At 55.1% G+C, this 13,546-nt stretch carries 12 protein-coding genes and 3 pseudogenes; 9 read left to right on the top strand and 6 right to left on the bottom strand.

Annotated features, from left to right (window positions below; genetic code table 11):
* Positions 1 to 211: 211 nt before the first annotated feature.
* The 6 genes and pseudogenes from K5E40_RS33295 to K5E40_RS33320 form a co-directional block, all read left to right on the top strand.
* Positions 212 to 310: pseudogene (locus K5E40_RS33295) on the top strand (cytochrome B); the annotation flags it as partial.
* 140 nt (positions 311 to 450) lie between these two features.
* Positions 451 to 666: a DUF4287 domain-containing protein gene (locus tag K5E40_RS33300; RefSeq protein ID WP_221734318.1), complete on the top strand. Its 216-nt coding sequence runs from the start codon at positions 451 to 453 to the stop codon at positions 664 to 666.
* Positions 663 to 1,184, top strand: coding sequence for a GNAT family N-acetyltransferase (locus K5E40_RS33305; RefSeq protein WP_221734319.1), 522 nt, complete (start codon positions 663 to 665; stop codon positions 1,182 to 1,184). The genes K5E40_RS33300 and K5E40_RS33305 overlap by 4 nt, the downstream gene beginning before the upstream one ends.
* Positions 1,185 to 1,630: 446 nt before the next feature.
* Entirely contained in the window at positions 1,631 to 1,993 is a 363-nt protein-coding gene (locus tag K5E40_RS33310; RefSeq protein ID WP_221734320.1) for a DUF6124 family protein, read from the top strand.
* Between the two features lie 139 nt (positions 1,994 to 2,132).
* Positions 2,133 to 3,212: pseudogene (locus K5E40_RS33315) on the top strand (phospholipase effector Tle1 domain-containing protein); the annotation flags it as partial.
* A 1-nt stretch (position 3,213) separates the two neighbouring features.
* Positions 3,214 to 3,582, top strand: a pseudogene (locus K5E40_RS33320) (DUF2931 family protein); the annotation flags it as partial.
* 117 nt (positions 3,583 to 3,699) lie between these two features.
* Here K5E40_RS33320 and K5E40_RS33325 read toward each other — a convergent pair.
* The 5 genes from K5E40_RS33325 to K5E40_RS33340 all read right to left on the bottom strand — a co-directional run bounded on the left by K5E40_RS33325 (position 3,700) and on the right by K5E40_RS33340 (position 7,251).
* A complete protein-coding gene (locus K5E40_RS33325) occupies positions 3,700 to 4,566 on the bottom strand; it encodes an ADP-polyphosphate phosphotransferase (protein WP_221734322.1) in 867 nt (288 codons plus the stop codon).
* Positions 4,567 to 4,645: 79 nt separating this feature from the next.
* The gene (locus K5E40_RS35290; RefSeq protein WP_260456235.1) at positions 4,646 to 4,780 is read right to left on the bottom strand and encodes a hypothetical protein; all 135 of its coding nucleotides are present in this window, start codon (positions 4,778 to 4,780) and stop codon (positions 4,646 to 4,648) included.
* 277 nt (positions 4,781 to 5,057) lie between these two features.
* Positions 5,058 to 6,395: a DUF2254 domain-containing protein gene (locus tag K5E40_RS33330; protein ID WP_221734323.1), complete on the bottom strand. Its 1,338-nt coding sequence runs from the start codon at positions 6,393 to 6,395 to the stop codon at positions 5,058 to 5,060.
* A 133-nt stretch (positions 6,396 to 6,528) separates the two neighbouring features.
* The gene (locus K5E40_RS33335) at positions 6,529 to 6,684 is read right to left on the bottom strand and encodes a hypothetical protein (protein ID WP_221734324.1); all 156 of its coding nucleotides are present in this window, start codon (positions 6,682 to 6,684) and stop codon (positions 6,529 to 6,531) included.
* 42 nt (positions 6,685 to 6,726) lie between these two features.
* Positions 6,727 to 7,251 (bottom strand): peroxiredoxin, encoded by a 525-nt coding sequence (locus tag K5E40_RS33340; protein WP_221734325.1) that lies wholly within the window; start codon positions 7,249 to 7,251, stop codon positions 6,727 to 6,729.
* Positions 7,252 to 7,633: 382 nt separating this feature from the next.
* Between K5E40_RS33340 and K5E40_RS33345 the strand changes: the two genes are divergently transcribed.
* The 3 genes from K5E40_RS33345 to K5E40_RS33355 are packed head-to-tail and all read left to right on the top strand — an operon-like array spanning position 7,634 to position 10,521.
* Entirely contained in the window at positions 7,634 to 8,086 is a 453-nt protein-coding gene (locus K5E40_RS33345) for a DUF302 domain-containing protein (RefSeq protein ID WP_221734326.1), read from the top strand.
* Positions 8,067 to 8,528, top strand: coding sequence for a hypothetical protein (locus K5E40_RS33350; RefSeq protein ID WP_260456236.1), 462 nt, complete (start codon positions 8,067 to 8,069; stop codon positions 8,526 to 8,528). The genes K5E40_RS33345 and K5E40_RS33350 overlap by 20 nt, the downstream gene beginning before the upstream one ends.
* 13 nt (positions 8,529 to 8,541) lie before the next feature.
* Positions 8,542 to 10,521 (top strand): bifunctional DedA family/phosphatase PAP2 family protein, encoded by a 1,980-nt coding sequence (locus K5E40_RS33355; RefSeq protein ID WP_221734327.1) that lies wholly within the window; start codon positions 8,542 to 8,544, stop codon positions 10,519 to 10,521.
* 723 nt (positions 10,522 to 11,244) lie between these two features.
* Here K5E40_RS33355 and K5E40_RS33360 read toward each other — a convergent pair.
* Positions 11,245 to 13,365, bottom strand: a complete 2,121-nt coding sequence (locus tag K5E40_RS33360) for a GGDEF domain-containing protein (protein ID WP_221734328.1) — start codon at positions 13,363 to 13,365, stop codon at positions 11,245 to 11,247.
* Positions 13,366 to 13,546: the final 181 nt, after the last annotated feature.

Genomic DNA, 13,546 nt, shown 5'->3' on the forward strand with positions numbered 1-13,546 from the left:
ACTGGGTGCGCGACAACACCCTCGTGCGCATGCTGCCGGGCCGTTCTGATACGCAATAAGCCCATTCACCTCAAACTCTGTGGGAGCGGGCTTGCTCGCGAAAGCGTCTAACCAGTCGACATCTATGCTGACTGACCGGACGCCTTCGCGAGCAAGCCCGCTCCCACAGGTTGCACGCCGCCGGCGACAAACCATTCCCCGACCTCGCGCACTGATCGGCCTGCACGCCGCGGCAGGCTTGTTCCACCACTATTGGGTGCGCGACAACACCCTCGTGCGCATGCTGCCGGGCCGTTCTGATACGCAATAAGCCCATTCACCTCAAACTCTGTGGGAGCGGCGTCCGGTAGCGCGGGGCAGTTGCCGGAACCGCACTTCGCGTCCACTCTTAGGCCTTGCCGACAAGGAGCGTGCGCCGACCCTCCGTCGCGACCCAACGGAGTGTGCAGCATGAGCGAAGAGAACAAAGTAAAAGGCCCTGCGTCGTATTTCCCCTCCATCGAGAAAAAGTACGGCCAGCCCATCGACCACTGGCTGCACCTGCTCGCCAGCGTCGGCGATAAAAAACACATGGAGCTGGTGGCGTGGCTCAAAGATGAACATGGCATGGGCCACGGGCATGCCAATGCGCTGGTTGCGCATCATCTGGCAGCCGGCAAAAAATGAGTGCCCCGACATCACGCTTGATCTACAGACGACCGCAGCTCGCTGACCTGCCCGCCGTTTTCGCGATCTTCGGCGATCAGCAAACCAACCTGTTCAATCCCGCCGGCCCCATGACCCACCTCGCGCAGGCAAAGACACTGCTTGATCGCTGGATCGAACACTGGGCCTCCCATGGCTATGGCTGGTGGACGATCAGCGACGCACAAGCCCCCGACCATATCCTGGGATTCGCCGGCATAGCGGCGCATGACTATCTGGGGAAACCGGGAATAAACCTCGGTTATCGCTTCGCCATCGAAGCGTGGGGCCACGGTTATGCAACGGAGGCGGGGCAAGCGGCGTTGATCCAGGCATTCGAACACCTCGACTTACCTGAAGTGTTCGGATTGGTCAGGCCTGATCACGTTGCGTCGATCAAGGTTCTGGAGAAAATCGGCATGCGTCGCTTCGGCCAACTGAACGATGTACCGGGCAAAGCACCCAGCCTGGTGTTCCGGATTCAACGCTACACAGCATGAACAAGGCCGGTGATGCAGAACGCATTCCCCTGTAGGAGTGAGCCTGCTCGCGATGACGCCAGTTCAAACACCACCGAACTCACCGAATAAATAAACAGAAAATAACGCTACTGTTTAAGCGAAACCTCCTGTCGCCATCCAAACCCTACAACGTCTTGCGCCATCGCCTACGACTACGCCAGAATCCGCCGGCTTGTGCGTCTAGCGCGCGGGTTCTATCGTCTGTCGGTCACTGAAAAACAGTGATCGGGTTTGGTAGCCCGCCATAACTAGTCGCATCGCGCACCGTTCGCAGACCCTGTCAGGTCTCTGCTCAATGGTGGCCATGCGCAGGACACCTTCGGGTGTGCCGGGTCCTAGTTACCGGTCTACCAACCCGCGTATGGCCGCCACCCTCGTTTGGTAGCGAAGGTGATGGCTCCTTTTTAATAACTAGGAGTTTCACCATGTTCAAAGTAACCCCAAACCCGCCAGCCACCGACGCCGCATCCCCCTACGAATCCCCCAACTCCAAGAAATTCCACGAAGCCGCCGAACGCGCCCTCGACCACTATCTAAAACCCGCTGACCAAATCATGGCCAGCACCAACGAACCCGAGCGCATGTACTTCGCCAACCCGAAGTACGACACCGAATCCCTCCTTGCCAACGCAAGCGAAACCCTCGGCTCAGCCAGCGAAATGCTTATGAACTTCGCCGCGATGCTACACACCTCTCACCGCAAAACCGCACTAGGCATCGCGCAAGTCGTGATGCTTGCGGAATTGGCCGTCAACCAAGCGCTGGACAACGTCGAAATCCCCAAATAACCCAACCACCACGACGAGGGGAAACCCTCGTCAAACCACGCTGTCTCAACCGGGCTGGCACACGGCCACGCCTTGCGCCCCCAAGCCTCGGCTGTCACCCTTCGGGCCGTTCTCAAGGATCAGAGCAAGGAATCAAGGATTGAGCGGCTATGTCCCCAACCCCCCGAAAAACTATCGCTACGAAGAAGCCAAACCCGTCGATATCCACGCCCAGCGTTGGGCTGAATACGAAAAACACGGGAAAGAACCCGCACCCGCGCCCGAGAAAATCGGCATCGCGTTGAGGATTGGGGTGTTCTTTGATGGCACCGGGAATAATGCGAATAACACGGCCGCTGGGTTGCTGTGTGGCGCGCAGCATCCGATTGCGCCGCAGGATATTCCTGCGAGTTGCACACCCTATATGGGGGATCCGGATAGCAGCTATGGCGCCGATGCAACCAATATAAAAAAACTGGCTGACCTCTATTACGAATCACCGATAGGCGAGGGAGAAGGGGCGATAAAAAAGGTTTCTCGCCCTTTGTATATCGAAGGCATTGGCACGCGAGCCAATGAAAAGGACAGTTTGGTCGGACAGGGTATGGGACGCGGAGAGACGGGAGTCGCCGGTCGTGTTCAAACGTCTTTTACCTTCATCAAACAAGTTATCGAAGACGCCCTTCAAGAGAATCCAAACAGTGAAATAGCCTCAATCACCTTTGACACCTTCGGGTTTAGTCGAGGGGCAGCAGCGGCTCGCCACTTCTCTAATGAAATTGTCAGAGGCAAGCAGGGGCCGTTAAGGGATTCGTTAACTACTGCCAAAAATTTCAGCCGTACCTTTAGCGACGAGTACGGTGGTGGCATCAATATGGGCTTTATCGGGTTGTTCGATACAGTGCCCTCCATTGCCGGCTTCACCAATTTTGGTCGAGTGAAAAGTCCCATCGCTCCAGGCGTGAGGCTTTACTTTGATCGTCGGTTCTTCCATAACGTCGTCCACTTGGTCGCCCGGGATGAATGTCGGGCTAATTTTGCCCTCAGCCGAGTCAAGCCCGATTACCCGGAATACACGTGCCCCGGCGTCCATTCGGATATTGGTGGTAGCTACCTTGATGAGGTTGAAGAGTGCGTATTGGTCAGTCCTATGCAAACGCTTCAGGTGTCGATCAACACAGACGTCAAAATAACCTCGATTTATCAAGACGCCGCCAAAGTGAAGAGTCAGTGGGTTGCCAGATTTACCAGTGCGCATCTGGGTTCGTTGGCAATCAATCGTCGAACAAAAAACGTGGCAAGCATGGGTGGATATTCCAGAGGAGGCCAGGCAATTGATGGTGTCTTCCGTTAATCAACGTTGCCCGAAGACACCTGATCAGGAAGCAAGGTTTATGGCTTCGGTGTATCTGGGGCTGGCCCCCGGTGGTGTGGTGCAGGTTTGGGTAAGAGATTCGTGCCATCACCCTGTCAAAGTCGCACGAGCGCAGGCCGAGATTGAACCTTTGGGGCCGAGCCAGGGCAAGAACGAAGGGCGTTACGCGTATCCCGTGAACGAAAAGTCCAAGCGCTATATCGAGAAATTTGGCATCCCATACGGAAGTTGGTAGCCCATCACCGATGAAACGCCTCCTAACCTTGCTTTGTGCTCTGTCGGTGGTTGGTTGTCAGTCAAGCGATCCGCTACCAGCCAAAAATGCCCCCCAATCCCCATCCTGTGCACTTGCTCACTTCTCAAGCTGTTTTCGAATCGTTTTCAGTTCCTGCCGCCTCGCCGCACTGACCGCCGGGTAACTTAACTTCAGACCTTCCAATGCATTGAGCACGATCTTCGACACGATCAGTCGCGCGTTGTGCTTGTTGTCGGCCGGCACGATGAACCAGGGCGAGTCCGCCGTGCTGGTCGCGCCCAGGGCATGTCCATAGGCTTGCATGTAGTCGTCCCAGTACTCGCGCTCGGCGATGTCGGCCTTGCTGAACTTCCAATTCTTGTCGGGCTCATCAATGCGCGCCAGCAGGCGCTTGCGTTGCTCCTCCTTCGACAGGTGCAGGAATATTTTGACGATGCGCGTGCCGTTGGCGTGCAAATGCCTTTCCAGATCGACGATCGATCGATAACGACCGTGCCACACTGATTCGTCGGGCGCAGGATCGGGAATGCGCTCGCTGTGCAGCAGGCTTTTGTGCACACGGACGATCAGCACCTCTTCGTAATACGAGCGATTGAAGATGCCGATGCGGCCTCGCTCAGGCAGGTCGCGGGAGGTGCGCCAGAGGAAGTCGTGTTTTAGTTCCCGTGCACTCGGGTGCTGAAAGCTGAATACCTGGCAGCCTTGCGGGTTGACACCCGACATCACGTGGCGGATCGCGCCGTCCTTGCCTGCAGTGTCCATCGCCTGAAACACCAACAACAAAGCATGGCGGTTAGACGCGTAGAGCATGCGTTGCTGATCGCTCAGTTGATCGACATGGTCTTGCAGCACTTTGTGGTACTTCTTCTTCGACTTGCACAGCGGTTTGACGTTGGTAGGCCAAAGACCGAGGTCGACGGCGTCGCCTTCATGGAGTTTGTATGCATTGGCGTCGATTTTCATGTGGTTTCCTTTTTAGTCGACGGCGCCACTTCGATCAACCGCCTCGAAGTGGGCGAGAGCAGCACTTGCGTTCCGACAATCAACTCCCCGTGTCGACGATGAGGTCGCGGGTAGCCCAGGCGTTTTCGTCGAAGTCGATATTTTTAACCTGGCCAATGTTGCCGCCGGCAGTGCTGACAACGCATTTGTCGATGGCTTTCTGGTTGTGCAGCATGGCGCGTCTTCCTTTCGGGATGGCGACCACTGCGCATCGACGGGATGCGTTGGTGAGTCGTGGATGGCAGGGGTGTCAGCGGGGGAGAGGTGACACCCGCCGGCGTTGAGGGGCGCGATGAGTTGGCGATGAAACCAATGTGCTGGCCGCAGGGGCTGACGTCTGTTCGCTGGCGCACACACCGTGCTTGCCTCGAGTCTGACTACAGACCCGCTCACGCACATGGGGCGTCGATGTTGATGCGGGTGTAAGGCCCACCGCGACACGCATCATTGCGTCAGCCGCGAAAAACGCGCAGAGCACGTGTCGCCGTGGTGAAGCGCGCTTCGACGGCGAGCACATCCTCCGCTTCCGGCACAGCTTCTCGCGCCCCTTTGACGATCATGCCCGCGTGGCGCTGGAGACATGTCGCCTGCTGCGCAGAGCTCAAATGGCCTGCGATCTGGGCGATGGCATCGAGCATGCGGATTGCCACGGCCGGGTTCGATCGAGCGCTTTGCCTGATCTGGTTGAAGGCGGTATCAACGATGCCGGCAAAAGTGGCTCCCGATGCTATCAGCCGCAGTTGCCCGTGCTCGTCGAATCGATAGGGGGATGGAATCTCGCGTCGGGCCAGATTGCACAGGGCCGATTCCAGCCGATCCACGCAGGCAACCGCGGTGAACGGGTCGTTGATACCCGGTGACAATGCCCGCACGGCGATCTCGACCAACTGCTGGAGAGAAAACTCGACATCCTGGGCGGCGCTGCGCTGGTTTCCCAACACGAAGGCGGCGTTCAATTTGCCTGCAAGGGTTTCGGTGACACGATCCTTGGGCCAGGCCATCAGCATCACTCTGCCCTTGGCAAGGTAGTGCCCAGGCCGGCGTTCCAGCCGAAGCAGCAGATCTTCTTTGCTGGCCAACGCCATCAGAGCATCAGCATCGATCATCTGGAGATAGCCGTCTTCAAGGGCACCCACAGGACATGCCTCGCGTGCAAACTCGGCTGGCAGGTTGACTTCGCTTGGTGCTCTTGAGGCTGCGGATCCAGGGTCGCCAAGGTCACTGGGAAACAACCTGTCGATACCGTCATCGAGTTCCCGGCCGACCCGAGCCACGACCTGATCCGCCTGTATCGAGACCGAGATGTGATGGATGAAGTAGATCAGCACCCCAACACTGACAATGGCCAGCAACACGCCGATGCTGATGGAGAGATGAGGCACGAATGCAACTTCGTCGGCGCGCCGGATGGTGCGTAGCACGATCAGGCAGTACAAAAACGTGGCCACGAACGTGCCCAGTACCACCTGATTGGCGGTATCGCGCATGAAGTTGCGCAGCAGGCGCGGGCCCAACTGGGACGAGGCGAGCGATAGCGCCACCAGTGTCATCGAAAAAACAGTCCCGGCGATGGCGATCATCGACCCCGCCACGGTGCCCAGTAGCAGGCTAGCCCCCTCCGCACCGCCCGAATAACTCAAGCCCAAAAGCTGCAGCCAGTCGTTGGTCACGGTCCTGTCGAGAGCCACTGCGCACAGGGCTAATGTCACGGCCAGGCAGGTCATGGTCGCTGGCACGAACCATAAACTGGATCTAAGTCGATACCAGTACTTCTGCAGCAATGTTTGCACGACGCCTCACTTCAACTCGTCAGCCTCGGACCAGGCATCCAGACGCGCACTGAACGAGACCTCACTACCGTTTAAGTTTTCGAACCGCGTCTTGCTACATCGGTCCGAGTCTTGCTTTCGGGGGGCTGGTATTTCAAGTGCGGACCGCCCGCAGCATCGCATCGAATGCAAGCAGATCAATCGCAAGCATAAAACCGACGCCGCATACACTGTGTGGTGTATAGAGTTTTCGCTCGATCCAGTCGAAGAACGTGTCTTGCAGTGTGGTCAGAAGGTCGGTCATGTCCATCGGGAATCCTCAATACAATCGAGACGATGTGCCGCTGCCGCGTTACTGGGTCGAGCGAACTGCTTTTTCCACCTCGATGATTTTGGCGTCGTCCGGATCGCCCTCGACGCGCGCGATGACGCTGCCCTTCGCGTCGAGCACAAACACGAATGCCTTGGCACTGTCGCGCGGGATGTTCAAAGCGCTTTCGAGGCTCGACTCACTCAAGATCCAGGTCTGGTCCTGGTAGCGCGCCGGAATTTTTTCCTTGGCTCGGCCGATCGCGTCTTCCTCGCTCATGAAGAACGGCAGGTCGATCGCGAGCACGTCTCTGATACGCACCTGGGTCTGGTCGATGTTCTTGCGCAGGGCTTCTGCCCACAAGCGGGTGCTTTTTGCCGCGTCCGTGCTCGGCGTGACGATCAGGATTGTCGGCTGGCCGATCAGTTGGGCGGCGCTGACTGTCTGCCCGGTGAGCGCAGTCGCCGTGAAATCGGGGATCGGGCTGTTCGAAAGCTGTGCCCAGGCGTAGACAGGCGACAGCAGTGCAAGTGCAAGTGCAAGTGCAAGCGTGATGGATGTTCTCATAGAGATTTCCCTGTTACGCCGGCCGCAGAGTCAATCTGCCCGATCAGACCGCAGCGTAAGCGGGATATGTGTGGGTTGTCGGTGTGGCAACGCACACAGCGGCTACGGAACGATTGATTTTTGAGGTTTGCCTCGGGAGGGCGAGCAAGCGAGTGCGACCGTTAGCGATACCACGATCGTTTCAGATCCTACCAATGTTCGCCACCGCACTGACTTCGCGGTGTGGAGCAACCATCATGAACTTTGGTGGCGGTGCGCATTGAGTGCATTAATGCAGGGCTCGGACCTTCCACCCTGCGCGTGCCGTTTCCGACGAAAAGCAGCACTGACTCGGGCCGTATGGTCTGGTTTTGAGCCTCACTTCAACTTGTCGGAGTACGTCATGAATTATTCCTCCTCGCCCGCCTACGAATTTCACTGCGAGCTTACCGGTATGGGGTTCGACCAAGCCGTCACTCGCGTCACCGACGCACTCAAGGCCGAAGGCTTTGGTGTTCTTACCGACATCGACGTTCAGGCGACGATGAAGGAGAAACTCGATCTCGATGTACGGCCGTATCGGATCCTGGGTGCATGCAATCCATCGCTGGCCCACCAGGCCCTGAATGCCGAACCCAACATCGGATTGCTGTTGCCCTGCAACGTGGTTGTGCGCGAGGAGGCAGAGGGGCGTCTGGTGGTCGCATTCATGGACCCTGTGGCTGTACTGCAACTGACCAGCAACCCGGAAGTCGCCGGCGTCGCGCAAGAAGTGCGCGCACGGCTGCAACGTGTGAAATCGGAACTCGAACCTGCCACAACAAGCCTTGACCCCCATGAACATCGACGTCTCTGATTTCAGATTCCGCGAGGACGACGAGGTTGACCTTGGGCTTTGGGCCACGAAAGCAAAACCCTTGTGCAAGACAAAGAAGGCGTACCGCAAAGTGTTGCAGAACCACGTCGATCAACTGAGCGACCAGCAACGGCTGCTCTACGCGTCGAACCGGTACGCTTTGCTGTTGGTGTTTCAGGCGATGCACACGGCAGGGAAGGACGGTGCGATTGGCCATGTGATGTCAGGCGTCAAAGACGCCGACGAGTCGGGGTGGAACGGCCGTTTCCGGTCAATCGTCGACCTGGAAAGACACCTGCACGTTAACGGCACACGCATCGTCAAGGTGTTCCTGCACCTGTCGAATGACGAGCAGCGCAGCGCCTGCTGGCGCGAGTCGACGAGCCCCACAAGAACTGGACGTTCAGCGCGGCAATTGATTCGAAAGCAACGGGAGAGGTGAACGGGTGCAGGCCTTGATCGACTTCCTCTCTCTGCACCCTGCTCTGGCGCTTGGCGTGGTGTTCGCCGCAGCATTGCTGGAGTCGGTGGCGGTGATCGGTACTGTGATCCCTGGCAGCTCGGTGGTCGTCGCTGCCGGTATTCTCATCGGTCTTCAGGTCCTTGACCCCTATTGGGTGGCAGTGGTGGCCGTGATCGGTGCCATCCTCGGCGATGGCTTCAGTTATTGGCTCGGTCGCCACTATCAGGAAAGGCTTGGCACTTGGTGGCCTTTGAGTTCACATCCAGAATTACTCGCGCGAGGGCACGCCTACTTTGCAAAGCATGGCGGCGCGAGCGTGTTCCTGGGCCGGTTTCTGGGGCCATTGCGTGCAATCGTTCCCGTTGTCGCGGGCATGTCCGGCATGCCGGTGTTTCGGTTCACCGTAGTCAATGTGCTATCCGCCATCGCGTGGTCGGCAGCACACTTGCTACCCGGAGCACTTTTTGGTGCATCGCTGCAGTTGGCCGGTGCTGTCAGCTCCCGCCTGTTCATCCTTCTGGCTGGACTGGTCGCCGTCATCTGGTTGTGCATCGTTTTATTTCGCCTGGCTCATCGCAGCGCCCGGGCGTTCGTCAGCCGACAGCGCGACAGGGTGGTCGGGTGGGCGCGTGCCAGACACGGAGTCTTGCCGCAAATCGCCTTGTCGCTGCTGGATCCCGAGCGGCCGGAGTCGCTTGGCCTGCTCATAGCTGCTGTGATGTTGCTTGGCGGGGCCTGGATGTTCCTTGGCATCACAGAGGACGTGCTATCGAGCGATCCACTGGTGCAGTTCGATCACCTCGTGTTCGTGACCCTACAAAAACTGCGCAATGACTTCGTTGACAACGTGATGATCGCCGTCACCGAACTCGGCAGCGCGATCGTTGCGATCACCGTCATCGCCGCCGTCGCCTTAGTGCTCGCGTGGGAACGCTGTTGGCGCACACTGGCGTACTGGTTGACGGCCGTCGGTTTCTCTCAGGCATTGGTCTGGATCTTGAAGATGATGTTGGAACGTGCTCGTCCAATTGTCATGTACGACGGTGCCGACCGATTCTCATTCCCGAGCGGACATGTTGCGTCGAGCATCGTGGTCTACGGTTTCCTGGCTTTCCTGCTGGCGCGCGCGAAGAGCCCAAAAATCAGGTTCACCGTCACGCTGCTGGTAGTCGGGCTGGTAGGGCTCATCGCATTCTCACGGTTGTACCTCGGAGCGCACTGGCTGTCAGACGTGCTTGCCAGCCTTAGTTTAGGCACGGCTTGGGTGGCACTGCTTAGCATCGTCTATATGTGCCATGTACGCACAGAGCAACTGCCTGCACGCGCCTTGTCAGTCACCGCACTGTGCACACTGATGTTGGTGGGGGCCGCGGTGGTTGCAACACATCATGCGGCAGATGCCGTTCGGTATGCGCCCCGCCAATTCACTTCCTCGCCCACCATGTCCGATTGGTGGGTAGATGGATGGCAGCGTTTGCCTGCCCGCCGAACCGAGGTCGATGGTGATCATGAGGAGCCGCTGTCGGTGCAGTGGGCCGGCACAGCGAATCAGATGGTACAAGAGCTCGAAGCAGGCGGGTGGCACAGGCCGCCACCATGGACGCTGCGTACAACGCTTTTGTGGCTGTTGCCGTCCACCACCGTCGGACAACTCCCGGTGCTGGTGAAGCTTCACCAAGGCGAGTCGCCAACAATGAGTTTTGTACGGGAAGTGGATCCGTCGCATCGCCTCGTAATACGCCTTTGGCCGACGTCCTACCAAGTCGTTGCGCCAGACGATTTACACGGCGCCCTGTGGATCGGGATGGTCACCCTTGAGCGCTTGGTGCATCCAGCCAACATGGCGACGCTGGCGATGACCGATCAGGACTTCGATAGGCCGGCAGCGCAGCTTGGGAAATATCTGCAGACCCAAGGTGTGCGCCTGAAAATCAAGCGCAGGGACACAACGGCTGTGTTGTTGGTGCATTGAGACGCGGCTGGTTGCGTCAGAGATCCCCATGTCTTGGGAAACTAGCCCTTACGGGCAGCCAAAGGTGTCTCAATGGTGCATGGAGATGTTCATGGGCGTTGAGAAGGCATCACTGAAGCGGCTGGAAAATGACAGAAGCTCGGTGTGATCGAATACAGCTGAGGGCACATAACGGCGCTGGGCTGACCGAACTCCGGGCGCTCGAATTCTCGGCGCCACCATTCTCGCCCGCCATGTTGGCGACAGGATCAATAAGATCCCCCGGGCTTTGGTCGACGGGATTGGTCTGCGCACATTGGCCCTGGTAATCCACGCCTGCCGTCGCAGGTTAGGGGGCTGGCAGCAAAACTCCGCCGCTTAAGCTCCATGGGGCTCCACTGAGAAAATCGCGCAAATGCTATCTCGGCTGGTTGTTGAGCTTCTGCTTCTGGCCGATTACTGCCTTCCTTGACCGACCGACCGACCGACCGACCGACCGACCCGAACAAGACGGTCGCTCTGGGTCGGTTGGAGCCGATTGTCACCGGCTGCTATAGATCGTAAGCGAACAAAGTCGAATGTCCGCATTTGGCTGTGTATTCAACCGGTCGCAACAGGCAGAAATCGGCCAATAGCAGTCTCTTGCTATGTCTTAAAGTCAACAAGGAGAGCCACCTCAAAATATTTTTGAGACCAGCCTCCTCCCTCGCGGAGGGTGTCTTACCAAAGACCTAGCAATAAAAATTAATACATTGAGAGCGCCTTGTTTATATTTTTTGAGGCATATTCAAGGATGTCTGGCATATCGAGAGCGACGGGCGCCATAGCAACAAATCGGTCATGGTTAAATGATTGAAGGCCGTTCAATTTTGCCGTTGCCAAAAGTGATGCATAGGACATATAGCCATAAGAATGAGATGTTTTAGCCTTTTCTACTTCTTCATCAGTAAGGGTGTTGAGTACTTCGAGGCCGATTTCAATTTCATTCAAAGAGTATGCAGCTGTTCCGGCGTTTGTTTTATAAATATAATCTCCAGGAGACATTTTTGTAGCAGTCAAATAGTGCTTAAGCGCTTTTTGACGATCCCCTAAACCGCTCGAAATTAGCCCCCCATGATTATAAATATCAGGGAGTTTTACCCCAAGGCTTATAAGCCTTTCAAAGTCAGCGTAAGCTATTTCATACGATCGTGTTTCTCTTAATGCATTGAAAACCTGATTAGGTGTTCTTGGATTGAAATGCCTCACTTTAACTTGCGGATCCCTGCCCAGCTCGGATGAAGCAAAACGAGCTAGCTCTATCGCATGTACAGGATCTAAAATTACATCTTTTTTTGCAAAAAGATTTAGATCGTCATTACAAAAAACACCTCCTAAAACGCCTAGCTCTGGAAGTTCGTCAGCAAGGCGGTCCACAAAGTTATCTATTGAGTTTTCGTTGTAGCTTTTATCTGTGCCTACTACGCATATCGATGACCTATCTAAAACTTCAATGCTGCGCGAGCTTTGAAATTCAGATTGTGCAGATCGATAGAGCCGTGCCAGAGCATTGTTAAGGGCGGCCGTACCATATTTCCTTAGGTACTCTGGCTCCCGGATAAAGCGAACAACAAGAGCATAAGGCTTATTAGTTTTTGGGTTGTTTTTCAAAAACTCTTGAACTGCCTCTGCACCTCCCGCGCGTAGATTATCATTAATAGAGGGAAAGTATCTGGAAGAGTTTGGAAGTAAATGACCTATACTTCCTGCGGGAATCGCCTCTAGAATAGATCCAACCTCAATATTAATACTGACATTGTCAATCGAATCGATAGAAGCGAACGATATTTCTGGCTGGCAGTCAAAAACAACAATCCTTGCGCTTTCTACTCGGGGGTAAGTCCCTAAGGTTCGAGTGGTCCTACCATCGTTTACTGAAAACTTTTTATAGCCAGAAAATTTTGGATTAAAAACTTTAAATTCTTGTCCGGTCGTAACGCCTACGTTAGATCCTATATCAATAGCTATCACGCCAGTGTTTAAGTCTTGCTCTATTACTCGCCCGCAAGAAGAGAGTATCTCATCGTAAAAAATTGCTTGATTTCGTCCTGCCGCTTTGGCCCGATACAATGCAGTATCAGCCCGATCAAGAAGAGCAGCTGAGGGGTCTAGTGTAGAGTCTGATGACGGAACATGATTGTGGAGTGCTACCCCAATGCTCGTTGTAACAGTTCTATCTTGAGTTTGGGGAAGGTTGAGGGCTGAGGTATCGCTACTTTCGGATAGCCATTCCCACTCTTTTTGTGTCGGAAGAATTTCTTCAGAAATGGTTGTTCTAAAATCATCTGCCCAAATTTGAAATTGCTCTTTAGTTGTGTTAGCACTAATTAAAATCAAGAACTCCTCTCCAGATGGATGACCTACATAAATTGTCGGTTCATACGGACCTTCACTCTCAATTTTTAGCGCAACCTCTTCAAGTCTTTTTCCAAATGTTTTTAATACTTGATCTCCATACAAATGCCCCCAAGTATCATTAACCTGCTTGAAATAGTCGATATCTAGCGCCATTACCGCAAGCTTTCTTGGGTGCTTGCTTTCTTGTACTTCTACAAAAGATGAAGGTTGCTCTGAAATCTTCAACATCTCAGCTATCAAAGTTTTTCTAAATTCATCCTTTGCTAGAAGATGAGTAAGAGGGTGGTGTGATACCTTATACGCATTAGAAGCGCTCTCAAGGATTTTTTCAATTCGCGCCCGATACTTTCGTCTTTTTTCTATTTGCGGCGATTTTGCAAATGTTAAAGATACGGTTACGTTTGTGTCGGCTATGAAAAACCAAGCAGTCAGGCTGTTAGGAGCATGATAAGAAATTGACTCTAACATAGATTTCTCTAAGGAAGGTCTGAAGTAAGACCTTCTTTTTCCAGCAAATCGGGCGTCAGGCTGTAAAAAAGAGAGCACTTCGCTGAAACTCTAGAAATATCGACTTTTTTCGATGAATAAGCCTGTTTTAAGCACTTATTAATCCTTAATTTCCATACTGCGGACGCACCTGTCCTATAGG

The sequence above is a fragment of the Pseudomonas baetica genome (assembly GCF_019733355.1).
GTDB classification, from domain to species: domain Bacteria; phylum Pseudomonadota; class Gammaproteobacteria; order Pseudomonadales; family Pseudomonadaceae; genus Aquipseudomonas; species Aquipseudomonas baetica_A.

Excerpts from the sequence above, each read along its gene's own strand:
- K5E40_RS33350 (WP_260456236.1), top strand. The coding sequence starts at position 8,067 with ATGAACATCGACGTCTCTGATTTCAGATTCCGCGAGGACGACGAGGTT.
- K5E40_RS33305 (WP_221734319.1), top strand. The coding sequence starts at position 663 with ATGAGTGCCCCGACATCACGCTTGATCTACAGACGACCGCAGCTCGCT.
- K5E40_RS33360 (WP_221734328.1), bottom strand. The coding sequence starts at position 13,365 with ATGTTAGAGTCAATTTCTTATCATGCTCCTAACAGCCTGACTGCTTGG.
- K5E40_RS33300 (WP_221734318.1), top strand. The coding sequence starts at position 451 with ATGAGCGAAGAGAACAAAGTAAAAGGCCCTGCGTCGTATTTCCCCTCC.
- K5E40_RS33345 (WP_221734326.1), top strand. The coding sequence starts at position 7,634 with ATGAATTATTCCTCCTCGCCCGCCTACGAATTTCACTGCGAGCTTACC.
- K5E40_RS33340 (WP_221734325.1), bottom strand. The coding sequence starts at position 7,251 with ATGAGAACATCCATCACGCTTGCACTTGCACTTGCACTTGCACTGCTG.
- K5E40_RS33335 (WP_221734324.1), bottom strand. The coding sequence starts at position 6,684 with ATGGACATGACCGACCTTCTGACCACACTGCAAGACACGTTCTTCGAC.
- K5E40_RS35290 (WP_260456235.1), bottom strand. The coding sequence starts at position 4,780 with ATGCTGCACAACCAGAAAGCCATCGACAAATGCGTTGTCAGCACTGCC.
- K5E40_RS33310 (WP_221734320.1), top strand. The coding sequence starts at position 1,631 with ATGTTCAAAGTAACCCCAAACCCGCCAGCCACCGACGCCGCATCCCCC.
- K5E40_RS33325 (WP_221734322.1), bottom strand. The coding sequence starts at position 4,566 with ATGAAAATCGACGCCAATGCATACAAACTCCATGAAGGCGACGCCGTC.